The 25320-nt window shown below is 55.7% G+C and carries 23 protein-coding genes; 21 read left to right on the top strand and 2 right to left on the bottom strand.

All coding sequences use genetic code 11. The features are described 5' to 3' along the window. Positions 1 to 3 precede the first annotated feature (3 nt). Positions 4 to 1584, top strand: a complete 1581-nt coding sequence (locus tag MKX51_RS27105; protein WP_340994543.1) for a response regulator — start codon at positions 4 to 6, stop codon at positions 1582 to 1584. A gap of 107 nt (positions 1585 to 1691) precedes the next feature. Further along, positions 1692 to 2696, top strand: coding sequence for an HD-GYP domain-containing protein (locus MKX51_RS27100; RefSeq protein ID WP_340994542.1), 1005 nt, complete (start codon positions 1692 to 1694; stop codon positions 2694 to 2696). A gap of 7 nt (positions 2697 to 2703) precedes the next feature. On the opposite strand, the gene MKX51_RS27095 is transcribed toward MKX51_RS27100, so the two are convergent. Continuing rightward, the gene (locus tag MKX51_RS27095) at positions 2704 to 3891 is read right to left on the bottom strand and encodes an N-acetylmuramoyl-L-alanine amidase (RefSeq protein WP_340994541.1); all 1188 of its coding nucleotides are present in this window, start codon (positions 3889 to 3891) and stop codon (positions 2704 to 2706) included. A 239-nt stretch (positions 3892 to 4130) separates the two neighbouring features. Here MKX51_RS27095 and MKX51_RS27090 point away from each other — a divergent pair, with 239 nt between their 5' ends. The 4 genes from MKX51_RS27090 to MKX51_RS27075 all read left to right on the top strand — a co-directional run bounded on the left by MKX51_RS27090 (position 4131) and on the right by MKX51_RS27075 (position 6081). After that, positions 4131 to 5132 carry a TIR domain-containing protein gene (locus tag MKX51_RS27090; protein WP_340937883.1) on the top strand — a complete coding sequence of 334 codons (1002 nt, stop codon included), beginning with the start codon at positions 4131 to 4133 and terminating at the stop codon, positions 5130 to 5132. Between the two features lie 4 nt (positions 5133 to 5136). Beyond that, a complete protein-coding gene (locus MKX51_RS27085) occupies positions 5137 to 5364 on the top strand; it encodes a hypothetical protein (protein ID WP_340937885.1) in 228 nt (75 codons plus the stop codon). A gap of 89 nt (positions 5365 to 5453) precedes the next feature. Beyond that, positions 5454 to 5636 carry a hypothetical protein gene (locus MKX51_RS27080; RefSeq protein ID WP_340994540.1) on the top strand — a complete coding sequence of 61 codons (183 nt, stop codon included), beginning with the start codon at positions 5454 to 5456 and terminating at the stop codon, positions 5634 to 5636. Positions 5637 to 5793: 157 nt separating this feature from the next. After that, a complete protein-coding gene (locus MKX51_RS27075; protein WP_340994539.1) occupies positions 5794 to 6081 on the top strand; it encodes a hypothetical protein in 288 nt (95 codons plus the stop codon). Positions 6082 to 6478: 397 nt separating this feature from the next. On the opposite strand, the gene MKX51_RS27070 is transcribed toward MKX51_RS27075, so the two are convergent. After that, a complete protein-coding gene (locus tag MKX51_RS27070; RefSeq protein WP_340994538.1) occupies positions 6479 to 7627 on the bottom strand; it encodes an LLM class flavin-dependent oxidoreductase in 1149 nt (382 codons plus the stop codon). Positions 7628 to 8020: 393 nt separating this feature from the next. On the opposite strand from MKX51_RS27070, the gene MKX51_RS27065 reads away from it, so the two are divergent. The 15 genes from MKX51_RS27065 to deoC all read left to right on the top strand — a co-directional run bounded on the left by MKX51_RS27065 (position 8021) and on the right by deoC (position 25208). Further along, the gene (locus MKX51_RS27065; protein WP_340994537.1) at positions 8021 to 8797 is read left to right on the top strand and encodes an ABC transporter ATP-binding protein; all 777 of its coding nucleotides are present in this window, start codon (positions 8021 to 8023) and stop codon (positions 8795 to 8797) included. A gap of 102 nt (positions 8798 to 8899) precedes the next feature. Further along, complete coding sequence (locus MKX51_RS27060) at positions 8900 to 9721, top strand: ABC transporter permease (protein ID WP_340994536.1); 822 nt, start codon at positions 8900 to 8902, stop codon at positions 9719 to 9721. Positions 9722 to 9735: 14 nt separating this feature from the next. Continuing rightward, positions 9736 to 10623, top strand: a complete 888-nt coding sequence (locus tag MKX51_RS27055; protein WP_340937893.1) for an ABC transporter permease — start codon at positions 9736 to 9738, stop codon at positions 10621 to 10623. Between the two features lie 49 nt (positions 10624 to 10672). Beyond that, the gene (locus tag MKX51_RS27050; RefSeq protein WP_340994535.1) at positions 10673 to 12280 is read left to right on the top strand and encodes an FAD-binding protein; all 1608 of its coding nucleotides are present in this window, start codon (positions 10673 to 10675) and stop codon (positions 12278 to 12280) included. After that, a complete protein-coding gene (locus MKX51_RS27045) occupies positions 12277 to 12609 on the top strand; it encodes a ferredoxin family protein (RefSeq protein WP_340937898.1) in 333 nt (110 codons plus the stop codon). The genes MKX51_RS27050 and MKX51_RS27045 overlap by 4 nt, the downstream gene beginning before the upstream one ends. 53 nt (positions 12610 to 12662) lie before the next feature. After that, entirely contained in the window at positions 12663 to 13727 is a 1065-nt protein-coding gene (locus tag MKX51_RS27040; RefSeq protein ID WP_340994534.1) for an ABC transporter substrate-binding protein, read from the top strand. A 29-nt stretch (positions 13728 to 13756) separates the two neighbouring features. Next, positions 13757 to 14251, top strand: a complete 495-nt coding sequence (locus MKX51_RS27035) for an alpha/beta hydrolase family protein (RefSeq protein WP_340994533.1) — start codon at positions 13757 to 13759, stop codon at positions 14249 to 14251. 44 nt (positions 14252 to 14295) lie between these two features. Further along, positions 14296 to 15903, top strand: a complete 1608-nt coding sequence (locus MKX51_RS27030) for an FAD-binding protein (protein WP_340994532.1) — start codon at positions 14296 to 14298, stop codon at positions 15901 to 15903. Further along, complete coding sequence (locus MKX51_RS27025; protein ID WP_209876726.1) at positions 15900 to 16262, top strand: 4Fe-4S dicluster domain-containing protein; 363 nt, start codon at positions 15900 to 15902, stop codon at positions 16260 to 16262. The genes MKX51_RS27030 and MKX51_RS27025 overlap by 4 nt, the downstream gene beginning before the upstream one ends. Before the next feature lie 311 nt (positions 16263 to 16573). Further along, on the top strand, positions 16574 to 17248 hold the full coding sequence (locus tag MKX51_RS27020) for a Na-translocating system protein MpsC family protein (RefSeq protein WP_340994531.1): 675 nt from the start codon (positions 16574 to 16576) through the stop codon (positions 17246 to 17248). 150 nt (positions 17249 to 17398) lie between these two features. After that, on the top strand, positions 17399 to 17800 hold the full coding sequence (locus MKX51_RS27015; protein ID WP_340937905.1) for a response regulator: 402 nt from the start codon (positions 17399 to 17401) through the stop codon (positions 17798 to 17800). A gap of 211 nt (positions 17801 to 18011) precedes the next feature. After that, on the top strand, positions 18012 to 20288 hold the full coding sequence (locus tag MKX51_RS27010) for a PAS domain S-box protein (protein ID WP_340994530.1): 2277 nt from the start codon (positions 18012 to 18014) through the stop codon (positions 20286 to 20288). 488 nt (positions 20289 to 20776) lie between these two features. Continuing rightward, the gene (locus tag MKX51_RS27005) at positions 20777 to 21853 is read left to right on the top strand and encodes a bifunctional 3-deoxy-7-phosphoheptulonate synthase/chorismate mutase (protein WP_340937907.1); all 1077 of its coding nucleotides are present in this window, start codon (positions 20777 to 20779) and stop codon (positions 21851 to 21853) included. A gap of 769 nt (positions 21854 to 22622) precedes the next feature. Then, positions 22623 to 24380: a methyl-accepting chemotaxis protein gene (locus MKX51_RS27000; RefSeq protein ID WP_340994529.1), complete on the top strand. Its 1758-nt coding sequence runs from the start codon at positions 22623 to 22625 to the stop codon at positions 24378 to 24380. A gap of 150 nt (positions 24381 to 24530) precedes the next feature. Beyond that, positions 24531 to 25208 carry a deoxyribose-phosphate aldolase gene (deoC, locus tag MKX51_RS26995; RefSeq protein WP_339311648.1) on the top strand — a complete coding sequence of 226 codons (678 nt, stop codon included), beginning with the start codon at positions 24531 to 24533 and terminating at the stop codon, positions 25206 to 25208. Positions 25209 to 25320: the final 112 nt, after the last annotated feature.

The raw sequence follows: 25320 nt of genomic DNA, 5'->3' as shown, positions 1-25320 counted from the left end.
GAGATGAAGGTGCTGATTGTAGATGATGAGAAGCATGTGCGGGAGGCCATCCGTTATTTTGTTCCGTGGGACAGCTATAATATCTCCGGGATCTATGAGGCGACCAACGGGCAGGAGGCGATACGGATCATGCAGGAGCATCAGCCAGCCGTCGTCTTCACGGATATGCGGATGCCGCTGATGGACGGGGCGGAGCTGCTGGAATGGCTGCACCGTCATTATCCGCATACGAAGACGATTGTCATCAGCGGGTATCAGGATTTCAATTATGTGAAGCCGGCTATCGTATACGGCGGTACGGATTATCTGCTGAAGCCGCTGAACAGCAAGCAGCTGATTGCCTCTGCGGAGCATGCCTTCAAGCTGTGGATGGAGGAGGAGGCGGAACGGAAGCGGCGTCAGCGCCAGAATATGCAGCTGAACGCACTGCGTCCGCTCTTCTGGGATAAGATGCTGTCCGATCTGGTGAGCGGACAGGCCTCCTTCCATGAGCTGAAGCTGGCCCTCTGTGAAGAGCTGGGGATGCCGATTGGGGCGCAGGAGTGCAGGATCGCCGTCATCCCGCTGCAAGGCGCAGATTGCCATCTGCTGCGGAGATTCCATGGGGATGTGGCCTTGACAGCCTTCGTGCTGGCCAATGTCTGCAATGAAGTGATGGCAGAGGGCCAGAGCGGCTACGCCTTCCGCAACTGGCAGGGCGGGGGTGAGCTTGTAGTTCTGCTGTGGAGTGCTGTAGCGCAGGCGGAGGAGATGCTTACCCGCATGAATGAAGCCATCCGCCGGGCGTTCGGCGTTCAGCTGGATATCGGGCTTAGTCCGCTGAACCCGTTGCCGGAGGGGCTGCGGTCTGCTTTTGAACAGGCAGGCCAGGCGCTTGCGGAGCGGAATCTATTGCAGCGGGACGGGCGCATTCATCCCTTCAGGAAGCGTGAGGACGGGCGTAGACCTGCAAACGACTACGGTCTGGAAGAACGGCTGGACAAGCTTAGAGTCGCCGTCTTGTCCGGCGATCTGGAGCGGATGGAGCGGGTGGCAGAAGAATGGGCCGGACATCTGGCCGGGCTGCCGCTGCTCACAGAACGCGTTCTGCTGAATCAGCAGACGGAGATTCTGGATGTTCTGAAGCGCTGGCGGCCGGAGGCAGAGATTAGCCTGGAGCGCTGTTATGACGCTGAAGGGCTGTTCTCGGTGGAGAACTGGCAGTGCCGGCTGAAATCGCTGCTTCACCACTTGTCCAAGGGTAGTCCGCAGACGCCGGATAGCCGGCTCGTCCAGGAGATCAGGGAGTACCTGGACCGGAACTATGCGCAGGAGATGACGCTGCAGCATATTGCGGAACGCTTTTTCATCAGCAGGGAGAATGTGTCGCGCAAGTTCAAGCAGATCACCGGGGAGAATCTGTCGGATTATCTGACCGGCCTCCGGGTGGAGAAGGCGAAGACGCTGCTCCAGAATACGAATCTGCGGCTGTCGCAGATTGCGGAGCTGGTGGGTTATGAGGATGAGAAGTATTTCAGCCGTGTCTTCAAAAAAAACGCCGGAATCACGCCAAGAGAATACCGGAAGCAGGAGGAAGAAGCCTGAGTATGTAAGGTTCGTTGACTGCCTGTCAGGATTTCCCGGCCTGCAACCGATAATAGCTATATGGGCAATAAATACATAGCTGCGGTTATTGGGGAGGGCTGGATAGTATGGACAATGATCTGGGAAGAACGATTAAGAATGACCTGATTAATGCCTACGGAGTGACTGTAATTCCGGCGGGAAGCAGACTGAATGCCGAGCATCTGGAGCTTATCCGCAAACAAAAAATCGACAGGTTCGACATTCTTTTTGCAGATGAGGCTGACCAGGCGCCCTCCTATCAGAAGATGGTCAACAGTACAGTGGACCTGTCCAAGGAATTATTCGAATCCTACCGGATCTCCCGCAAAATCCCGCTGGCGGATATCCGCAAGGAGGTGCTTCCGGTCATCCAGGAGATCTCACGCAACCCGGATATCTTCGCCTTGTTCCATTCGGTGCAGGGCAAGGATGATTATACATATGAGCACAACATCGGCGTTGCAGTGCTCTCTACCCTGATCGGCAGATGGCTGGAGATGAGTGAAGCGGAGCTGTCCGTGCTCTCCATGGCGGCAACTCTGCATGACATCGGCAAGCTGAAGATCCCTTCAGAGCTGCTGAATAAGCCCGGCAAGCTGACGGACGAGGAATTCAGCCAGGTGAAGAAGCACACGGTCTACGGCTACGAGATTCTCAAAGAAACCACCGGAGCCAATTCACGCATTGCCCTGGTGGCGCTTCAGCATCATGAGCGAAATGACGGCAGGGGATATCCGCTGGGCCTGAAGGACGAACAGATCGATCCGTACAGCAAAATTGTGGCCGTGGCGGATATTTTTCATGCGATGTCCAGCAAGCGTCCGTATCATGAACCAACGCCGTTTCATATGATTGTCGATCAGATGAGAAGAGGCAGCTTCGGCGCGCTGGACCCGCATATTGTAACCGTTTTTCTGGAAAATATCGTGAAGCGGTCAGTTGGGCGTGAAGTGGTTCTAACCGATGGCCGGGTCGGCGAGATTGTCTACTTGAACCCGCATGATATCGAGACTCCGCTGATCCGCATCGGGGATGAATATATCGACCTCAGCAAAAGAACGGAGCTTAACATCCGGGAGATCAGCCTCTGATTCCTCTCTACTTGTTGAAATAATCAGCCACTCCCTCAGCGACCGCCTGAGCCGCCTTCCGCTGATAAGCCGCCTTGCGCACAATCGCTTCGTCGTACGGGTTCGACAGGAAGCCCAGCTCTACAAGGGTAGCCGGCAGCGGATTCTCCCGCAGAATATGATAGTCGCCGAAGGAGAGACCGTTGCTGCGCAGGCCGATGCCCTCACCCAGCCGGGTCTCCACTGCCCGGGCCAGCCGCAGATCATTCTGCTGCGAATAGAAGAAGGTCAGCGTGCCGGAGACATTCTTCGGCGATGAATTATAATGAATGCTGACAAAAGCATCCGCACCGAGCTGCCGTCCAAGCTGCACCCGCTGGGAGAGCGCAGGCTTCTGCTCCCCGCGGGTCCGGGTCATCTCTACTCTGGCTCCCTTGGCGGTCAGATAATCCCGCAGATACAGGGAGGTCTGGAGCGTCAGATCCTTCTCCATCGTGTTATAGGTTGTCCCGAGCATGCCCGGATCGGTGCCGCCGTGGCCAGGGTCCACTATGATCAGCTTGCCCCGGATGCTGCCGGATTTCCGTACGACACTCGTAGTCTGGCTATTCGAGCTGACTGTGCTTGCGCTGCGGACGGCTCCGCCCGACAGATACTGGGAAGACACCCAGCCGACGGTTCCTCCGGCTGTGCGGACCCGCGACCATTCTCCCTGGCGGAGCAGAATGGTCACCTTATTGCCGGATTGCAGCGATCCCACGACCTCGTGGCCGGTTCCCGGACCTCCCCGCATGCGCAGGGAAGAAGCTGTAACGACAGCCGTTCCGCTGGAGACCGCTGAGGTCTTCACAGCCGACTTGGCGGATGCCTTGGAGGCGGAGGAGCTGGCAGAGGTGCTGGCGGAAGAGGTGCTGGCGGAGGAGCTTCCGCCGGTACGCTTCAGATAATATCCCGCTACCCAGCCGGAGACAGAGCCGGCCCGGACCTTGAGCCAGCCATGCTGCTCTTCGGTGACGGTGACGGTGGCACCGCCAGTCAGAGTGCCTGTGACGGCGGCGCTTGCAGCAGGCTCACTGCGTACATTAAGGGAGCTGGCGTACACTTTGGCCGTGTAGGCCGTTGAAGCGTAAGCTGTGGAAGACGGCAGGACAGGTGCCAGTATGGATGAAGTCAGCAGACAGGCTGACAGGACTGCAGTATGTAATTTTAGTCGCATACAAATAAATCCTCATTTCCCGGAGAGATAAACTTCTATTACCCGTTTCATCGGCCGGAGAATACCGAAAATTTAAAATTGAAGATAAATACCTATTCGGAATACCGCTAACAACGCTGCTTATCCTGTTGCTCTTATCTTCCTCCGATGCTGCCCAATATCGCCCGAAGCCCTATTCGTTGGCAGGAAATGTCTGTATAATTATTACATATTGGGGAAACAGACAAAGGAGTGCCGCCGTGATCAGACCTAGATTATTCATTGGTTCTTCCAGAGAATCTATCCGCTATGCCAGGGCTATCCACGAACAGCTGAAGCGGACCGCCGAGGTTCATCCGTGGTATGCCGCTGCTTTCCGGCCGAATGAATACACCATGGAAGCGCTGGAGCGGAATCTGGATATCAGCGATTTTGCCGTCTTTGTGTTCTCGCCGGATGATGTAGCCCGGATTAGGGGTAAATATTATTATGTGACCCGGGACAACACCCAGTTCGAAATGGGCCTGTTCTGGGCGCGGCTGCGGCGCGGCCGGGTCTTCTGCCTGCTGCCGGATCAGGTACCCGCTCGTAGTGACCTGATCCCGGGTGAGAATGTGGAAGAGTATCATCTGCTGTCGGATCTGTCGGGACTAACCCCGCTGGAATATGAGTGGCAGCATGACAATGTTACAGCGGCGGTGGATGTGAGCTGCGGCAAGATCATCGACAGTATTCAGGCGCAGGGGATGTACCACGACCCGGCTGTAGAGCTGCTGCAGCTTCGGGCAGAGCTTAGGCGAAAAGAAAGTATCCTTCACTTCTTTTGGCAATATAATAATAATGTGACGCCACCGCAGGCAGCCGAGAAATATCAGGCACTGAGCGAAGCCGTCCGCAATTCATTCCTGCCCCCGGAGGATTGCCGGGTCATCGGAGCCGCCATGTGGCGGGCCGAAGCGGAAGCGGGCCTGAAGCAGGTCGGCGGCAATGTGGGACGCGGGCAGATGTATCCGTTCGCCGCCTTCGAGGACGGGAGTGTGAAGCCGGGGGTGCTGGATGCCTTTCTGACAAAAGAATGGACTTTTTTACAGCGTACGGAAGTTGCGGAGGTATATATCCTATGCTATCCTTTAGGGGAGAACCATGTGCTGTCCGTGCACTTCTCGGGAAGTCAGCGATTATCGGCAGAGGATATTACAGCAGTCGTGGCCTATAACCGGGATTTGTTCCGCACCGTCAATCATTTAGTGGGAGGGGACTAACAGGATGAAGAATATGAAGAATGCCGTTAGTGTATCCAGTACTGTCCGCCGGTCTGCAAGCGGTGACGGCAACAGCGCGGGAGGCAAAGGCCGCTCCAGACGCAAATCCGGCTCTAAGCTTACGCCCTCGGCGCCAAGCGTGTATTTGGCACCATCCGTGGAGGGTGGAAACGACGAGTACAAGAAGCTGGTCAGCGGTAAAGTGGATAATAACAAGCCTTCATTTGCCTGAACATTGGCTAAATCATACTATTGAACAGGTCTCCAGCAATCGCTGGGGGCTTTTTTTGTCCTTTGAACGAATGGCGGAACGACGAACGAATGAAGGAACGACGAACGAATGGCGGAATGACGAACGAATGGCGGAATGACGAACGAATGGCGGAACGACGAACGGATGAAGGAACGAACGGCCGCCGCCCACTTAGGTTATGCGCTCTCCTGATGCGCCTGCTCATCCGTGGCATCCTCCGTCTGCCGGGTCTTGAATTTAAACTAATATAAGGAATTAGGGTGATATGTGAACTCCGCCGGAAGCGGGCTGAGTGCTGCGGGGTGGATTAGAGGGTGAAGGGGATAGGGATAGGGGAAATGAAAGGGATAAATCCCCTTGGTGGCGCTGAAAGTGGGCGGAATGTGGAAATGAGAGGGATAAATCCCTTTGGTGGAGCAGAAAGTGGGCTGGATAGGGAAAATGAGAGGGATAAATCCCATTGGTGGTGCTGGAAGCGGGCTGAATGAGCAAATGAAAGGGATAAATCCCCTTGGCGGCGCTGAAAGTGGGCTGGATGAGCAAATGAAAGGGATAAATCCCTTTGGTGCGCTGGAAGTGGGCTGGATAGGGAAAATGAAAGGGATAAATCCCCTTGGTGGCGCTGAAAGTGGGCTCGGTGAGGAAATGAGAGGGATCCCTTTGGTGGTGCTGAAAGTGGGCTGGACGAGGAAATGAAAGGGATAAATCCCTTTGGTGGTGCTGAAAGTGGGCTGGATAGGGAAATGAGAGGGATAAATCCCTTTGTTAGAGCTGAAAGTAGGCGGGGACGGGGAAATGAAAGGGATAAATACCATTGGTGGCGCTGGAAGCGGGCTGGATGGGGGAGGGCAAGTTAGTTGAATGAGAAAATCAAGTGCATAAGTGCACCTGAAACGAGTAGAAGTTGGTTAAATGAGCAAATGAGGAGTAGAAGTGCACCAGATTCCGGCAAAAGGTAGCTAAAGGAGGAGATTAAGGTGCACTAATGCACCCGATTCCGCAGAAAGTGGGCGGTGAGCGGAAATGAGGAGCACTAGTGCACCTGCTCCCGCCAAAAGAAGCCGCCCATTAACCGGGCGGCCTCAGTACAGGTTTATTGCGCGGAGGAAATTCCGCGCTGCTTCTTCGCAACCTCGCGGCGCACCACCGGGGCGACCTCGGTGGCGAGCAGCTCGATGGCGGCGGCTACTTTGGCGTAAGGCAGGCCGCCGATGTCGAGCTGGGTCATGAAGCGGTTATGGCCGAACAGCTCATGCTGATAGAGAATCTTCTCGATAATCTGCTGCGGGCTGCCCACGGCCAGGGTGTTGTCCGGCGAGGTGAACCGGCCGAAGTCGCTGCGGGAGATCCGGTACTCCTGACCGGGACGCGGGCTGATGCTATTACGGTAGCTGTAGTAATAAGGGTAATACTCATCGAGTGCCTGCTGTGAGGTCTTGGCGATGTAGCCGTGGCTGGTGATGGCGATCTTCAGGTCCTCCGGCTGGTGGCCGGCGGCAGCCCCGGCGCGGCGGTAGGTGCCGGCCAGATTCTGAAAGGGCTCCGGGCTGCCGCTCAGGATAGCGATAGCCATGCCGATGCCAAGGGACCCGGCCTTCTCGGCACTTTCGGCCGAGCCGCCGATGCCGACCGAGAGCGGCAGCCTTTGCTGCAGCGGACGTGGAGCGATCTCGGCGTTATGCAGCGGAGAGCGGAATTTACCCTTCCAGTTCATGACCTCATGCTGGTTCAGTGTGAGCAGCAGGTCGAGATTCTCGCTGAACAGCTGCTTGTAATCCTCCAGCTCGTAGCCGAACAGCGGGAAGGATTCCAGGAAAGCGCCGCGTCCGGCAATGATCTCGGCCCGGCCGCCCGACAAGAGGTCCAGGGTGGCGAAATCCTCGAAGACACGGACCGGATCAATGGTGCTTAGCACGGTCGTAGCGCTGGTGAGCTTGATCCGCTGTGTAACCTGGGCAATAGCTGCCAGGACAACGGGCACCGATGAGATTACGAAATCCAGCCGGTGATGCTCGCCTACGCCGAATACATCCAGCCCGGCTTCATCGGCCAGCTTCGCGGCTGCAATGACTTCCTGCAGGCGTTGGGCGGGGCTGATCCGCTGCCCTGTATGGCAGTCGGTAACAATATCGCCTAATGTATAAATGCCGAATTCAAACTCCGGTAGGCTTGCTTCTTTTTCTTGAGCATCCGCTTGTGTATTGGCTTGCGCATTAGCTTGTGTATTCCCTTGATTGTTCATGGTACAGACCCCTTATAATCCAGAATATTGAGCAGCAGTTACTTGTAAGCTTGTCCGTTAGTGCAAGGATATAGCCTAGTATATCATAATTACTTACTAATTGTAAGTATATGAGTGGAAGTTTGCGATTATCCCATTAATATGGGCTGCTTCCTAGTTGCTGTTTCATAATTTCAAAAGGATGTCAGCATCAAATCAAATTAATCCGCTCGGATATTATGTATTTTTATTGACAGATCACCTAATGGATGATATTTTAAATTTACAAATTCCAATCAATTTACTTTGGATTATATTTTACCGACTGTACATACAGAGGTGCCTGCGTGATTGCTGCGCGAGGTTCCTCTGTTTTTTGTTACTAAGAGAGTTCAGCCAGAAGGAGGAGCAGATATGGGAGAGGCTTTGTTGTCTATCACAGCACTGAATAAGCACTTTGATGCCGCTGGAGGTAAGGTGCAGGCGCTGGAGGATGTTGAGCTGGAGGTGCAGGAGGGCGAGTTCATCACGGTGATTGGACCCAGCGGCTGCGGCAAAAGCACCCTGCTCCGCATCATTGCCGGTCTGGATACCGGCTATACCGGCAGAGTTACCCTGGAGGGAGCAGCGATCAGCGGGCCGGGAATCGATAAGGGGTTTATTTTTCAGGAGCACCGCTTGTTTCCCTGGCTTACGGTAGAGAAGAATATTGCCTCGGATCTGCCGCTGGGCAGGCCGGATATCCGGCAGCGGGTAGATGAACTGATTGAGCTGGTGAAGCTCGGCGGCTTCGAGAAGTCCTATCCCCGTGAGCTGTCGGGCGGGATGGCCCAGCGGGTAGCGATTGCCCGGGCGCTGCTGCGCAGTCCCAAGGTTCTGCTGCTGGATGAGCCCTTTGGTGCGCTGGATGCTTTTACCCGGGCGCATATGCAGTCGGTGCTGCTCGACATTTGGCGGCGGAACCGGACGACGATGATATTGGTGACACATGATATTGATGAAGCCGTGTTCCTGGGGAACCGGGTGGTGATTCTGGAGCCCCGACCCGGACGAATCCGCAAGATCGTTCCCATAGACCTGCCGTATCCGCGCACCAAAACGACAACCTCCTTTCAGGAGCTGCGGCTGAAGGTTTTGAATTACTTTGAGAAGGTGGAGGAGCTTGAATTGAAGGACGGGGCGGGAATATAAAGTAAATCCAGATGCTAATTGTGGAAAAGTGAGGGTAAGTGCCGACTTATATCCGACTTAATCCATGCGAATATATTAAATAATTCTCAAGGAGGGACAGTCATGGCAGAGCGGACTGTAGTGGCAGGGAATGCCGGAAGAACCGGACGGCCTGATGGACCCGGAAAAGTGGTCATTGCCGGTCTGGGGCTGCTGCTTCCGGCAGGGGTGCTGATCCTGTGGCAGATTCTGGGCCATTACGGAGTGATCTCGGAGATGCTGTTCCCGACACCTTATACGATTGTCCAGTCGTTCATTACGCTGGCGTCTACCGGAGATTTATGGAGCAACCTCAGAATCAGTGTCGTGCGGGCATTATCAGGATTTCTGCTTGGCGGCGGGCTCGGCCTGTTCTTTGGCATACTGGTCGGATTATTCCGCCGGTCGGAGAAGCTGCTGGACCCCTCGCTGCAAATGATCCGGATGATTCCGAGCCTTGCCGTAGTGCCGCTGTTCATTCTCTGGTTCGGCATCGGCGAAGAATCCAAGGTGCTGCTGATTGCCAAAGGGGCGTTTTTCCCGGTCTACATCAATACCTTCATGGGTATACGCGGGACGGATAACAAGCTGTTTGAGGTAGCCAGAGTGCTTGGCTTCAGCAGAGGGAAGCAGATTGTACGGCTGGTGCTGCCTGCGGCGGTGCCGAATATTATGCTCGGCGTACGTTTGTCGCTGGGACTCTCCTGGCTGGGACTGGTGGTTGCGGAGCTTATTGCTTCTACCTCGGGGATTGGCTACATGATGTCGGATGCCCGCCAGTTTGCCGATACGCCGGTTGTATTTGTCGGAATTATTGTATTTGCCGCTGTCGGACTGCTGAGTGACACGATTGTCCGCCTGATCGAACAGCGTCTGCTCCGGTGGCGGGACAGTTATCAGGGATAGGGGGGAAGAACAGCATGAGTGAAGGGATAGAAGCCATAATTAAGACAGCCAAGGGCGTAAGGGAAGCCCGTGATTATAGCGGAACTGCTTCAATTACTACAGCTAACAACAAGACAGAGACAGATTCTGTATTCTGGAAAAAGCTTCTGTATGACTGGGGAGCCGGGGCAGCCATTCCCGTAGCGGTACTGGCCGTATGGCAGCTTGCCGGGAGCGCAGGCTGGATCTCGCCGGAGTTCCTTCCGGCACCGCTGACGATCCTCTCCGCATTTGCGGATCTGGCCGTTAGGGGAGAGCTCCTCCATCATCTGGGCGTCAGCATCGGACGGGCGGGCACCGGATTCCTGATTGGGGGGATTCTCGGCCTGCTGCTGGGGACATTAACCGGCCTGTTCCGCAGCGCTGCCTATCTGCTGGACCCGAGTGTTCAGATTCTGCGGCTGGTTCCGCATCTGGCGATTGCCCCGCTAATTATTCTGTGGTTTGGCTTCGGCGAGATCTCGAAGGTGGTTATTATTATGAGCGGCTCCTTCTTCCCGCTCTATATTAATACCTTCATGGGCATCCGGGGAGTGGACAACAAGCTGTTCGAAGTGGCCCGGGTGCTCGGCTTCAGTCCGCTGCAGAAGCTGCGGCGGCTGATCCTGCCGGCTGCGCTGCCCGGCATCCTCCTGGGACTGCGCTTGTCGATGGCTGTGGCCTGGATCGGTCTGGTGGTTGCTGAACTGATCGGATCACAGTCCGGGGTTGGATTTCTCATTAATGAAGCGAAGCAGAATTCCAATACGGCAGTTATTTTTGTGGGAATACTTATTTTCGCTGTGGTCGGCAAGCTAATCGATTCTCTATTCCGCGTCATCGAACGCAAATTCCTGCACTGGCGTGACAGCTACCAAGGTTGAAGACGGGCTAATGCAACGCTAACGCTAATGAAACCAAGGGGGAAACAACATGAACCAACCGGCACTGAAGGAAGCATTGAAACTGACAGCAGATGTACTGGTCATCGGCGGGGGCCCGGCAGGAACATGGGCGGCACTTACAGCCGCAGCCAAGGGAGTGAAGGTGATTCTGGCCGATAAGGGCTACTGCGGCTCCAGCGGTGCAACGGCCCCGTCGGGCACCGGGGTCTGGTATGTGAAGCCGGAGGAGGAGCTGCGCGAGGCCGCGAAGGCCAGCCGTTATGCTATGGGCGGTAAGCTGGCAGAGCACCGCTGGATGGACCGGGTGCTGGACCGTACCTATGAGAATATGAACAGACTGGGCGTCAGCGGCTATCCATTCCCGGTGGATGAGCAGGGCAACCCGTACCGCCGGGGCCTGCAAGGACCTGAATATATGCGACTGATGCGCAAGCTGGTGAAGAAGGCAGGCGTCAAAATACTGGATCATAGTCCGGTACTGGAGCTGCTCGCCGATGAGCACGGGGTTGCCGGAGCGGCCGGCGTGCAGACCCAGAACGGAGAAGCTTGGAGTGTGCATGCCGGGGCGGTGGTTATCGCTACCGGGGGCTGCGCTTTCCTCAGTAAGGCGCTGGGCTGCAACGTCCTGACAGGTGATGGTTACTTATTCGCTGCGGAAGCAGGGGCGAGCCTGTCCGGCATGGAGTTCTCCAACGCCTATGCGATCTGCCCGACCTTCTCCTCTGTGACGAAGACCGCGTATTACAGCTATGCCAGCTTCTATTATGAGGACGGCAGTGTGGTGGAAGGAGCGGGCTCCAAGAAGGGCCGCTCAGTCATTGCCAGGAATCTGCTGGCGGGCCGCCAGGTGTTCGCGAAGCTTGACGGAGCCGACGAGGCCTTGCAGCCGCTGCTGCGGGTGGCGCAGACGAATTTCTTCCTGCCGTTCGACCGGCGGGGCATCAATCCCTTCAAGGATGTATTCCCGGTGACGTTGCGGCTGGAAGGCACAGTCCGCGGCACAGGCGGCATCCGGATTACAGACGAGAATTGCGGCACGGGTGTTCCAGGGTTATATGCTGCAGGGGATGCGGCTACCCGGGAGCTGATCTGCGGCGGATTCACCGGAGGCGGCAGCCATAATGCCGCCTGGGCAATGTCTTCCGGCTCCTTCGCCGGAGAAGGGGCGGCAGCCTATACAGCCGGACTCGGGCGGCATGCGGATCACCGCACACCCGCCGGGTTATCCTCTTCACCACTGGTTCACCAGGAAGTGAAGGCGGGAGCGGCGGCCAGAACCGCAGAATATGTGGAGGCTGTGCAGGCAGAAGTCAAACCGTACGATATTAATTTGTTCCGTACAGAGCAGGGGCTGGCCTCTTCGCTGGAACGTCTGGACGGACTATGGAAGGAGCAGCGCAGCCGGGAAATCCAGCGTACGCCGGAAGGTATGAAGGCGCGTGAAGCCGAAGCGATGACGGCAACGGCACGCTGGATGTACAGCTCCGCACTGGCCCGCACCGAAACCAGGGGAATGCATAAACGGGAGGACTTCAAGGGAAGTGACGACAGCCAGCATCACCGCTTGATTAGCGGCGGACTGGATCAGGTATGGGTGAAGACAGAAGAGGTAGCGAAGGAGAGTGTATTGTTGTGATTGAAGTCATCAGCGCTGACCGGTGTGTAGAATGCAACCAATGCGTATCCGTCTGCCCGACCAATGTATTCGACCGGGTAGATAATGGAATTCCTGTTATCGCCCGGCAGAGCGACTGCCAGACCTGCTTCATGTGTGAGCTGTATTGTCCGGTGGATGCGCTGTATGTTGCTCCGGATTCCGAGGGAATTACCGGGATTACAGAGGCAGAGCTGGAGGAGCAAGGCCTGCTTGGAGGCTACCGCGAGAAGGTAGGCTGGGGCAAGGGCAGACAGCCGGTGGCTAGTCATGACTTCATGGTTAAGCTGGCGGCGCGGGCAGGATTCTGATTTCTGATATGCGATAACAACATCCAGTAGACGACTGAGGGGAGAATACAGCAATGAGCAGATTGTACAGAGAGATTACAGGTATATGGAGCAAAAGGGGACGCCTCACGCTGATTACAGGTGTGGTGATGATCATGCTGGTACTGCAGGCTTGCGGCAATAATACGGGGAGCAGCAGCTCAGCAGCAGGCAGTGGAGGTACCAATACCGCTGAAGCGGCTGGCGATAAGGCTTCAAGCAATGTTCCGGCCGTGCTGAATTACGGATTCATTGGCTCCAATAAGCTGAATCTGCCGGGAGGCGCGGAAGGCTGGGGCCTTTACAAGGGCATTATTCAGGAAGAGCTGAAACCATACGGAATTACCGAAGTCAAACTGACAGGCTTCCCGAACGGGCCGGATCAGACGGAATCCTTAATCAGCGGAAGACTTGATTTCGGCAGCCTCGGGGATACCCCGGCGATTATCGCCTACGCCTCAGGAGCCAAGACCCGGCTGATCGCCCAGACTTCAGCGCATACAGTCGGTTATCTGATCGGCAAGAAGGACGGGCCGAAGACGGTGCAGGAGCTGAAGGGCAAGACGATTGCCATCCAAAAAGGTTCGTTTATGCACCGTTATGTAGTCGGCTTGCTGAAGCAGGAGGGCGTAACTGATTATAAGCTGGTTCACATGCTGATTCCCGATGCAAGCGCAGCACTGGCCCGCGGCGATGTAGACGCGACCACCAATAACGGTGTGGCAGCGCTTAAGCAGATTGAGCAGGGGTACACCCATTTGGATGATGCCTCGCAGCATCCGGATCTGCTCGGTAGCAGCGCTACCGTAGTGTCAGAGGAGTACCTTGCGAAATTCCCGGATTTCCCCAAGGTCTGGAATGCGGCCCGGGAGAAGGCACTGGCCGACCTGAAGCAGCATGAAGATGAATATTATGCATTCCTGGCTGAGATCGGAGATACCACCCCGGAACTCGCGAAGCAGGTCAATCCAATCAGTGATATCAAGGATACAGCCTTCACAGATGACGGTATTAAGCTGCTGGAGGGCACCAAGAACTTCCTCGTCGATGAGAAGCTGGCCAAGAAGGATTTCAATATCAGCGATTGGCAGCTCAAGTAATTCAACATAGGGAAACGGAGGGAATGCCGATGTCTCATGAAACCTTAACTTTTGAACATTTCAAGCTGCCCCTGGAGAATGGACTGTATCTGGAAGGTGAGGTACGAGTCCCTGTGGGGACGGCACCGAAGCCCGTACTCCTGATCAGCCATGGCTTCAGAGGGCATAAAGATTGGGCGTTCTGGCCGGAGGTCTCCGGCAGAATTGCCGGAAGCGGGTTCTACACCGTAAGCTTCAATTTCTCGCGTATCGCTGCCCGTGATGCTGACGGGATCAGCCCGGAGGAAGCAGCCGAAGCGGCCACGCTGAGCAGTGCTGCGCTGCTGATTCAGGGTGATCAGGACCGTGATGCCCTGCTGCTGCAGCATGCCGGCTTCAGGGAACAAGCGCCGCAGCACCGGTACCTGAGCATCCGGGGTGCAGATCATACCTTCGGCACGGTAGATCCGTACGAAGGCTCCACCTCTGCGCTGAATGAGGCTGTCACCTCGACGATAGCATTTTTGCAGGAGAAGCTGGCCTGATCTTATTTCTACATTTCAAAGAACCTTGAAGAGGAGGAAGCGGAATGCCGCAGCAACAGCAGGCTACAACAGATGTTCTAGTGCTGGGTGGAGGCCCGGCCGGAGCATGGGCGGCATGGAGTGCAGCTTCTCAGGGAGCGAAAGTGATCCTAGCCGATAAGGGATATCTCGGAACAAGCGGGGCTACCGCGCCGGGGGGAACGACGCTGCTGGTGATTCCGCCGGTGGCAGAGCTGCGGGAACAGGCCGTGCAGGACAGACTTAAGGCCGGCGGCTATCTCTCGGAGAATGCCTGGATACACCGTGTGCTGGATCAGGTCGAGCAGAATCTGCAGCTGGTAGAGGAATGGGGGTATCCCTTCCCGAAGGATGAGGAGGGCAGGCCGCTGCGGACGCATCTGCATGGCCCCGAATACATGAAGATTATGCGCAGAGTGGTACGCAAGGCGGGAGTGCGCATCTGGGATCAATCGCCGGCACTGGAGCTGCTCCATGATCAGCACGGCGTGGGTGGCGCCCGCGGAATCAACCGCCTGACCGGAGAGAGCTGGGAAGTGAAGGCGAATGCGGTGATTATGGCTACGGGCGGCTGCGCCTTCCTCAGCAAGGGGCTGGGCTGTAATGTGCTTACCGGTGAAGGGCTGCTGATGTCAGCCGAAGCCGGTGCCGAGCTGTCGGGCATGGAATTCACCCGGCAATATGCTCCGAGCTTCGCGGACGGAACGGTAACCCGCGGGCGGATGCTGGCCTGGGCCACGCTGTATGATGCTGCGGGAAGGCCGCTGCACCGGGGCGACCGCACCTTCGGCAGCATCCCCGAGCTGATGCTGATGGGCCCGGTCTATGCTTCTCTGGATTTGGCTGATACGAAGGAGAAGCAGGAATTCCTCCGCAATGCCCACCCGATCTTCTTCATGCCGCTGGAGCGGGCGGGGATTAATCCGTTCAAGGATAAATTTCCGCTTACGCTCCGCTATGAAGGCACGATGCGCGGCACGGGCGGCCTGCGCCTGACCGGCCCCGGGTGTGAAACCTCGGTGCCGGGGCTGTATGCGGCAGGCGACGCCACCTCCCGCGAGAAAGTGACCGGCGCCATCTCCGGCGGCGGCGCCTACAATGCATCCTGGGCCATCTGCAGCGGCAGCTGGGCAGGACGAAGCGCGGCGCGGCACGCTCTGCAGCAGCCGCATCCGGCGGAGCGCCGGATGCTCCGCGCGGCGGGCCGCTACGGCATGCCGGCTGGCGCCGGCACCTCACGGACGCTGGACGCGAAGCCGCTGATCGCGGCGGTCCAGCAGGAGATCCTGCCGCTGCGGATCAATTACTTCCGCAGCGAGTCCGTAGTCGCTGCCGCCCTGCAGCGCCTGAACCGCCTGATGCCCGAGCTGGGCGGGCAGGTGCCTACCACGGTTCAGGGCATCGTGCAGTCACGTGAAGCGGCCGCTATGCTGAATGTCGGCCGTTGGATCTACACCGCTGCGCTGGCCCGCAAGGAGAGCCGCGGCCTGCAGCGCCTGGCCGAGTATCCGGCGCTGGACCCGCGCCAGACCCACCGCCTGATTCTCTCCGGCGTTAATACGATCGGTATCCGCACGGAAAGTGTGCCTCATGCCCATGAGCTGCGGATTCCGGGAGAGGAGCGGGCCATGTGATTGAACTGGTTAGCCAGGACCGCTGCATCGGCTGCAGGCTGTGCGTGAAGGTCTGTCCGACGAATGTCTTCGCGATGGAGGGCAAGCTTGCCGTCATTGCCCGCCAGGAGGATTGCCAGACCTGCTTCATGTGCGAAGCTTATTGTCCTGTCGATGCATTGTATGTGGCACCACAGGCAGATAAGTCTGCGAACCCGGATGAGCAGGAGCTGATTGAATCCGGCCGGCTGGGCAGCTGGCGGAAGGAGATCGGCTGGAATCCGGGGGCGGAGGACACGATGGCAGAGCGGGACACGACACCGTTCTTCGAGGTCTTCACCGAAGCTTACCGCGGCAAGCAGCAAGAGATAGGCAAGTGAATTCACAGGTGTTTCGCAGCCATGCCGGCAGCGGAACACCTTTTTGTATATAATCGCTTCTGACTGACGGGTGCATGTTCTTGTACGTTTCGGCCGTGTCTAAGTAATATGACATTATTTGGGCAATACTAGGAGCACGCCGATACATATAGAAGCAGGCGAAGCTGCTGCAGAAAAATATAAATTATTTTAATATATACGAACTGGGCGGCTACCGATTATACTAAGTTGAACGAACCGTTTCTTCAGCAGGCGGAGCGTCTCCCCAAATCTACACACAGACACTACAATATTATGCTGGAGGAAATTGAATGAGCACTACAGAACTTACTAGCCAACTTTCCAGTTTCACAGGAAGGCTACTGCGGGAACGCTTCGGGAAGGGACCTGAATCGATACATGCCTCTATCGGGGAGCAATGTATAGCACTGCATATCCGTAATTTCATCGGACCTGTGGAGAGGTTTTTATTGAATAAGGAAGAAGAACAGGCGTTTCGTTATACACGGGAGCTTCTGATGAAGTCCCTGCTTCCCGAGCTTGCAGCGTACCTGAAGGAGAGCATGGCTATTGAGGTCGGCGAGCTTTTTTATGATTGGGGCATTCATAACGCATCGGGGATGATCGTGGCGCTCATCAAGAATGACGACGTACCGATTGATGATTATGCCGGGCGCGAGGAAGTCCATCTCCAGATTAACGAAGTAACTAGGAAGGTCCAGAAGGAACCGGTCCATACGGACTCCTGGTGGCTGGGACCCCGCATTCTAATTATTAAGCGTGAGGGTATCATGATTCCTTTGGAGAAGGAATTGATTGGCCTCGGCTATGAGAATACGCTTAAGACTACCAAGCGCAAGATGGAGAAGCGTTACTTGGATGATACCACCACTATAGCCCAGATGCTCGGCAAAGAGCTGGCGGATATTTATGTGGATTGGGATTTCGACAAAGATACCAGCGTGATAGCCTATACTTTTCACTGAAGTCTAACCATATATGAGGTGGAAATGAGTCGGACATGTAAATGAGCCGAACATGAGCCGAAGAAGGGGGAATCGTCCCTTTCTTCGGTTTTTTTATTTTCTGCCCATCTGCCGTTAGGGGTGCTGAGACTTTTTAGGAGGATAAGCTGGATGGAGGAGTGTAAGTGGACGGTATTATATGTAGAAGATAATCAGCTCAATATGGCCTTAGTACACCATATCTTCAAAAGAAATCTGCCCTCCGTATTGCTGCTGAAGGCTGAAACGGCAGAGCTTGGACTGCAAATAGCGCGGGAAGCTCTGCCGGATCTGATTATCCTGGACATCGGGCTTCCCGGACTTAACGGGTATGAAGCTCTGGAAATACTGCGGCAGGATCAGGCAACTTGTCATATTCCGGTGCTGGCGACGAGCGCGTTTGCGCAAAGCTCGGATATTGAGAAGGCCCGGAAGAAGGGCTTTGCCGAATATATCACCAAGCCCTTTCAGGTGAAAGCGTTCACCGAAACCGTGAAAAGGCTGCTCTACGGAGAAGACCTGCAGAAGATTTAGCTTGAAATAGCAACAAGGGATTCATTAAGGTGGGGAACTGGGGAGATCTCTGTCTGGCGGCGGGTTCACGGGCTGCTGTAATCCGCTGAATAAGGAATTGTCTGTATTCGACATAATGATTTGACTTTCGCCCGATTATGCAAGATATTTATATTGCAGATTTAATATAAAGGAATTGCATCTAATACTTCACAAACGGGCGGTGGATCTTATGCTAGAGCAGCATACGGAGACGACTTCTCCATTTGAACAGGCATTGAAGACAGGAACTGCCGGAGTAGCTTTTCTCTCCATGGCTGAAGAATGGATGAAGGTGAATCCGGCGGTAACCCTCTTGCTCGGATATTCCGAAGAACAGTTGCTGGGACGCAGCTTCCAAGCGTTCTGGGATGAAGATAGCCTGCACATACATAGTTACAGGATGGGGAGCCTCAGGACAGGAGCAGCCCCTTTTTTTGAAGCCGAAATCAAGCTGCGCCATGCGGATGGCTCTGCGGTTCCGGTGCTGCTGCATGTGGCGAGGGTGAGCGAGCCTTCGACGGGAGAGGGGCTGTATTATATCGTTCACTTGGCTGGAAGGCCGCTTGCGGCACCGGTGGAGGCATTTACCGGGACGTCTGAGCGGCTGTACGAGCTGATTGCCGGCAACATCAGGGACATTGTGTACTATGCTGCGCCGGGCTCAGTCTGCCGCTATTGCTCCCCTTCAGTGGAAGAGGTGCTCGGGTACAGACCGGAGGAGCTGATCGGCCGGGATAACAGCAGACTGGTTCACTCTGAGGATCTGGCCTTAATCAGTGCGCAGCAGATGGCTGACTCGCCTGATGTCCAGCTGCGGATATTAAATGCGAACGGCCAATATATCTGGATTGAATTCTCTCTGAGAACGGTGGAAGACGGCGGGGAACGAGGGGTGCTGGCTGTCGGCCGCGATGTGACCCGGCGCAAGATTGTGGAGCAGAAGCTTCAGGAATCGGTCGAGCGTTATACCTCGCTGAAGAAATATAATCATGACGCGATCATATCGCTGGACCTGGAAGGCCATATTATTAACGGGAATGAACAGGCGGTAAGGCTGACGGGGTATACGATCCCCGAGATGGTGGGCATGAGTGTCAGCCGGATCATCGGCGAGCGGCAGCTGCAGAATGTACTCGGTCCCCGCCGGCAGAGCGGCTCCGCAGGCCAGGATATCAACCTGATCTGGCATAAGGACGGGCATTCTGTGGAGGTTCTGACTACCCTTGCGCCGATTATTATCAACCAGTCTACCGTAGGCTTTTATATTATCGTCAAGGATATTACCGAGCAGAAGAAGCTGCTGATTGCCAAGGAGACCGCAGAGAATACGAACCGCGCCAAAAGTGAGTTCCTGGCCATGATGAGCCACGAAATCCGTACTCCGATGAACGGGGTGATCGGGATGACCGACCTGCTGCTGGAGAGCAGTGAGCCGGGTTCGCAGCAGCGGGAGTTCCTGGAGATTATCCGCCAGAGCGGTGAATCCCTGCTGAATATCATCAACGACATTCTCGATCTCTCCAAGATTGAGGCAGGCAAAATCTCACTCCAAGATGAGCCGTTCATCCTCCAGCACTGTATGGATTCTGCGCTGGAGCTGCTTCAGCTCAAGGCGGAGCGTAAAGGCCTGACCCTCAGCGTGGAGACGGACCCGGATGTGCCGCAGCGGCTGATCGGGGACGGGGAGCGGCTGAAGCAGGTGCTGCTCAATCTGGCCGGCAATGCCGTGAAATTCACCTGTACCGGCGGGGTAAAGGTAAGCGTGAAGCGCATTGCCGATGGCCTGGCAGGCGTAACGCTCCAGTTCACCGTGGCGGACACGGGGAGCGGGATTCCCGAGGAGGCCCGCAGCCGCTTGTTCGAGCCGTTCTATCAGCTGGAGCATTTCAGGGGCCGCCATGGGGAAGGCACCGGTCTGGGGCTGGCGATCAGCAAGCAATTGGTCGAGCGGATGGGCGGAGAGATCTATCTGGATACAGCAGCCGGGCAGGGGGCGACCTTTGTGTTCACCGTGGTCCTCCGGACACAAGCGCAGGCGCTTCCGACTGACGGGCCGGAGGGGAACCAGCCGGAGCCGCAATCAGAAGGCCGGTCCCTGCATATTCTGGTAGCCGAGGACAATGTGATCAACCAGATCGTCCTGCGCAAAATCCTGGAGAAGCGCGGCTTCACCGTCGATGTGGCCGAGGATGGGCGGCAGGCGGTCGATATGACAGCCCGGCATGGCTATGATCTGATCTTCATGGATGTGCAGATGCCCGGGATGAACGGCCTGGAGGCCACAGCTGCCATCAGGGCAGAGCAGCCGGCAGACCAGCAGCCGGTCATTGTTGCGGTGACGGCCAACGCGCTCAAGGGCGACCGGGAGCTATGCCTTGAAGCCGGGATGGATGAGTATATCAGCAAGCCGCTGAGAAGCGACAGCATTGCCAAAGTAATCGGGCATTTTTTTGCGGAACAGGAATAAGCAGACCTCTCTTCACAAAATAATCACAATGCTGAGTTAAAGCTGCAATACAGTGCTGTGATGTCTTGCATATGGAAGTCTTTTTGATTAAGATAGCAGAAACTGGTGCATAAGCAGCACCGATATACCTTGTAATGACAATGACGAAGAGAGTAAGCACTTCATAGCGGATTTTAACAGGGAAGGCGTGTCGGAGACTGAGAGCACCCCCATTAGACGCTTAGTGCCGAAGTTCACTTCCGAGTCGGTCCCTGAAGTACACTGCTGCAGCAGTTATGGGTAGGGTGGCCCGCTTCCTGCGTTAACGGATGTAAGACAGAATGAATCGACTGGCCGGTATCCTTCAGGTATACCGTCATGTGCTGATGCGTCAGCAGGATTCAGCTCTAAATAAGGGTGGTACCACGGCTCCTCGTCCCTTGCGGCGGGGGGTCTTTTTGCGTTCGTTCATAGCCTTAACTATTAACTGCACAAAGGAGTGTCTTGGAATGAGTAATGTGGAATTGGATGATCTGAGAGCAAGATTGGATGAGATTAACGGTCAGCTGCTGGAGCTGATCTCGGAGCGTGCCGGAATCGTTCAGGAGATTGGGGTGCTCAAAGAGAAGCAGGGCGTGCCGAAGTTCGATCCTGAGCGGGAGAAGGCAATGCTGGAGAAAATGGTCGCAGGCAATAAGGGGCCGTTCACGGATGGAACCATCCGTACGCTGTTCAAGCAGATTTTCTCAGCTTCGCTTGATCTGCAAAGTACGGAGCATAAGAAGACCCTGCTGGTAGCGCGCAAAGACCATGCGGAGGATACAGTTATTGAGCTGCCGGGCGGCGTTACAGTAGGCGGATTATCCTCCCTGATGGTAGCTGGCCCGTGTTCGGTAGAGAGCGAGCTGCAGACCCGTACAGTGGCTGCGGCCCTGCAGAAGGCAGGCGTCAAGGTGATGCGCGGCGGCGCCTTCAAGCCACGGACCTCCCCTTATGATTTCCAGGGGCTGGGCATGGATGGTCTGCGGATTCTGCGTGAAGCGGCGAATGAATACGGGCTGCTGACGATCAGTGAGATTGTCGATCCCCGGCATATTGAAGAAGCGCTGGATTATGTGGATGTCATTCAGGTCGGCGCGCGGAACATGCACAACTTCGAGCTGCTTAAGGCGGTAGGGGAAGTGAACAAGCCGGTGCTGCTGAAGCGCGGACTATCTGCTACACTGGATGAATTCGTTCATGCGGCAGAATATATTATGTCCCGCGGCAATATGGAGATTATGCTGATTGAACGCGGTATCCGTACCTATGAGCGGTCGACGCGCAATACGCTGGATATCTCGGCGGTGCCGATTCTCAAGCAGGAATGCCATCTGCCGGTGCTGGTCGATGTCACCCATTCCACCGGACGTAAGGATATCCTGATTCCATGTGCCAAGGCCGCGCTCGCTGCCGGAGCCGACGGGATTATGGTAGAAGTGCATCCTGATCCGGCTACAGCCTTGTCCGATGCGGCGCAGCAGCTTAATATTGAGGAGTTCAACACCTTCTTCAATGAAGTGAAGGCTTCGGGACTATACCGTTAACGAGTCTAAAATAAAGAAAGTACCCGGCTGGTGCAGCGGGTTGGATGGTCGCCTTCGGGCGGCCATTGACGGGTTAAGGCCAGAAGGCTGTTTTTGGAGCGATTAGGCTTCAGAAGCAGCCTTTTTTTTGAAAATGTAAGAATGTGTATGTTTCACGCTATACATACTGTGCTGGGCGAAGGTACGTGGGCCTGATTGTATACGAAAAACCGAATACAATGGGTGTCGCTGCGCCGAGGAAAGGGCCCCATGCGTCACAGGCAGTAACATTTTAAGAGGAATCCTGCCAAAAATGCAACAATACAGCCCCAAAGAAGCGGTCAATGCTGAAATCCTGCACGAAATGCAACAAATTCAGCGCTAACTTGCTCAAAACACCGAAATTTATGCAAATAGTGCAACATTGTACTTCAACCCGTAAAAGGTATAGAGGAATCCTGCCAAAATTGCAACATTACTGCTCCTTAAAGCGGACGGTGAGAGAGGCATTAGCATCGTTCACCCGCAGGATGATTTTGTTCAAATATAAGAATGTATAGGTTTCACGCTATCCATTATCCTTCTATTTCTCGCCGAAACGGTACCGTCCTTTAAAAAGACAGCAAAGCCGTTTCCACTTGATTTTCAAATTTTAATAGTCTGCGCCGTCTTTGGAAAAGGGTTTTTGAAAAGTTTGTCGAAATTTTCCGGTAGAGGGACATTTGTCATTGCTTTATCGGATGGCCCTACTATAACCACGCAATTGTGATGCGCGAAAGGGAAGGCCTCCATGTTTTCTTTTATCCGAACCAGACTGATTGCCCGTATTCTCTGTGTTATGACTTTAGTGATTCTCTGCATTACAGCAGGCAATGCCGCCATTCAGTGGGTGAACACCGGATCAGCGGTCAAAGGGACGATCAGCAGCTACAACATGAGTATTGCCAGCCATTATGTGACACAGATTGATCCCGGCCGCTACAGCGAATTCCTGGCCGATCCGCAGGAGTCGGACCTGTACTGGTCACTCCGCCATGAACTGGATCAGTTCCGGAAGTCGATTGGTGCCCGTTATGTATATTTTGTAAGGATTGATGATGCCCGTCAGCCGCAGCTGATGATTGACGGCAGGCCGGAGGGAGACCCGCTGGCTTCGGGGATTAATGAGACTACCGATATGCCTGCGGCCGCAGTTACGGCTGTGCTTGCCGGAGAGAATGCCAGCACGCCGCTGATCAGCAATCCCGAATACGGGGATTATATCTCGGCATTCGTTCCTATGAAGGACACCACTGGGAAACTGGTCGGGGCGCTGGGCATTGATACGGATGTTGCTGTGCTTAGTACGCTGACCCGTGATGTCCTGATGGAGAGCCTGCCGCTCTATAGTATTATTCTAGCTCTGTCTCTGGGCGCACTCGCGGTGCTGGCCTGGTTCGTATCCCGGTCCTTGCGTCCGCTGGTGACGATTACAGAGAGCGCGGGCACGATGGCTGAAGGGGATCTCGCCGGAGCAGCCCGTATCCTGCATGCCCGTCCGGTCACCTCCCGGGATGAGATTGGCAGGGCTTATCAGGCGATGCTCCAGATGTCAGGGGATCTGAATGCCAGAGTGAAAGGGATGGTATCCGGGGTGTCTACCGCATCTGACAGTCTCTACGGCTCCTCCGAGACCTTCGCCAGGAATGCCGATGATGTGCTGAAAATGAGTGAGACGGTGAGCGGCAGAATCAGCGATATCCATGCCGGGGCTAACTCGCAGACGGAAGGCGCACAGAGCAGCGCTGTGGCTATGGAAGAGATGGCGCTGGGCATCTCGCGCATCTCGGAGGCCTCGGCTGCGGTCTCGGAATTCGCAGTCAAGGCGCTGGACATTGCAGAGGCGTCCCAGACGTCCATGAACCACACTAACCAGCAAATGAAATCGATCTCTGTATCCACCGGGGAGACGCTGGATATTGTGCTGCGGCTGCAAGAGTACACGGATGAGATTGAAGGTGCGCTGGCTGCGATCAGGCAGTCTGCGGATCAGACGAAGCTGCTGGCGCTGAATGCCTCGATTGAGGCGGCGCATGCGGGGGAGCACGGCAGAGGCTTCACTGTCGTAGCCGGTGAAGTGCGCAAGCTGGCGGAAGGCTCCGCAGCCTCGGCCGAGCGGGTAGCCGAGCTGCTGCTGCATATCAGCCAGGCTTCGGCGAGCATCGGGGTACAGATGACGGAAGCATCCGCTGAAGTGAGGGAAGGGGTGCGGATGTCAGCCGAAGCGGAGGCTGCTCTGCTGGAGGCCTCCGCCGCCTTCCGGGAGGTGGCCGGACAGATCATTGATGTGTCGGCGACAGCGGAGCAGCTCTCCGCCGGCTCAGAGGAGGTTGCGGCAGCGGTGGGCAGCATGGCCGATATTGCCGGAGAGGTCTCGGAGCAGACCCGGGAGATCCGTGAGCTGACTGACCTGCAATTGGCGCGAATCAAAGAAGTCTACGAGGCTTCGCTGAGCGTCAGCGCGAGTACGGGCGATCTGCGGGAGGCCATCCGGCAGGTGAATGTATAGGGCTAGGGGTTCGGTGCGCTTGATCTATACTGTCCGGAGTGGATACAGGATTAGCAGATGTTATGCCCTCCAGCTTTCAAAAGCGTCCGACTATTGGTATGATTACAGGGGATGTGAACATCTATTACCGATTATATGGAGGAATTGAACATGAGTGAAACTACAATATCCGGGATTATTGATCATACGCTGCTGAAGGCGGATGCCCGGAAAGACGATATTATCAAGCTTGCCGAAGAGGCCAAAGCCTACAAATTCGCTTCTGTGTGCGTGAATCCGGCTTGGGTCGCTACTGCGCATGCCGTGCTGAAGGATACACCGGAAGTGAAGGTATGTACAGTAATCGGCTTCCCGCTCGGGGCATCGACGCCTGAGACGAAGGCTTTTGAGACGAAGGATGCCATTGCGAACGGTGCCGGTGAGGTGGATATGGTCATTAATATCGGCGCACTGAAGGACGGCAATGACGAGCTGGTCAAGCGCGATATGGTTGCCGTAGTCGAAGCCGCACGCGGCAAGGCGCTGACCAAGGTGATTATTGAGGCCTGCCTGCTGACTGAAGAGGAGAAGGTCCGTGCCTGCAAGCTTGCTGTAGAAGCGGGCGCAGACTTCGTGAAGACCTCAACCGGCTTCTCGACCGGGGGAGCCACGAAGGAAGATATTGCCCTGATGCGGGCAACGGTCGGTCCTGAGATCGGCGTGAAGGCCTCCGGCGGTGTCCGCAGCGCGGAAGACGCGCTGGTGATGATCGGCGCAGGCGCCAGCCGGATCGGCACCAGCGGCGGCGTAGCCATCGCCAAGGGCGAGCAGAGCCAGAGCGGCTACTAAGCAGAAGTAAGCTAGACACATAGAAACGGCTGCGGCCTCCTTGAGTTCAAGGGAGCCGCAGCCGTTTTGTGTATAGAGGAAGTATGATAGATGGATTTCCTCCAACTAAATT

Source organism: Paenibacillus sp. FSL M7-0420 (genome assembly GCF_038002345.1).
In the GTDB taxonomy this organism is placed as follows: Bacteria; Bacillota; Bacilli; order Paenibacillales; family Paenibacillaceae; genus Paenibacillus_AQ.
Note: the sequence above shows the minus strand (reverse complement) of the source record. Positions and strands in the feature narration are given on the sequence as shown.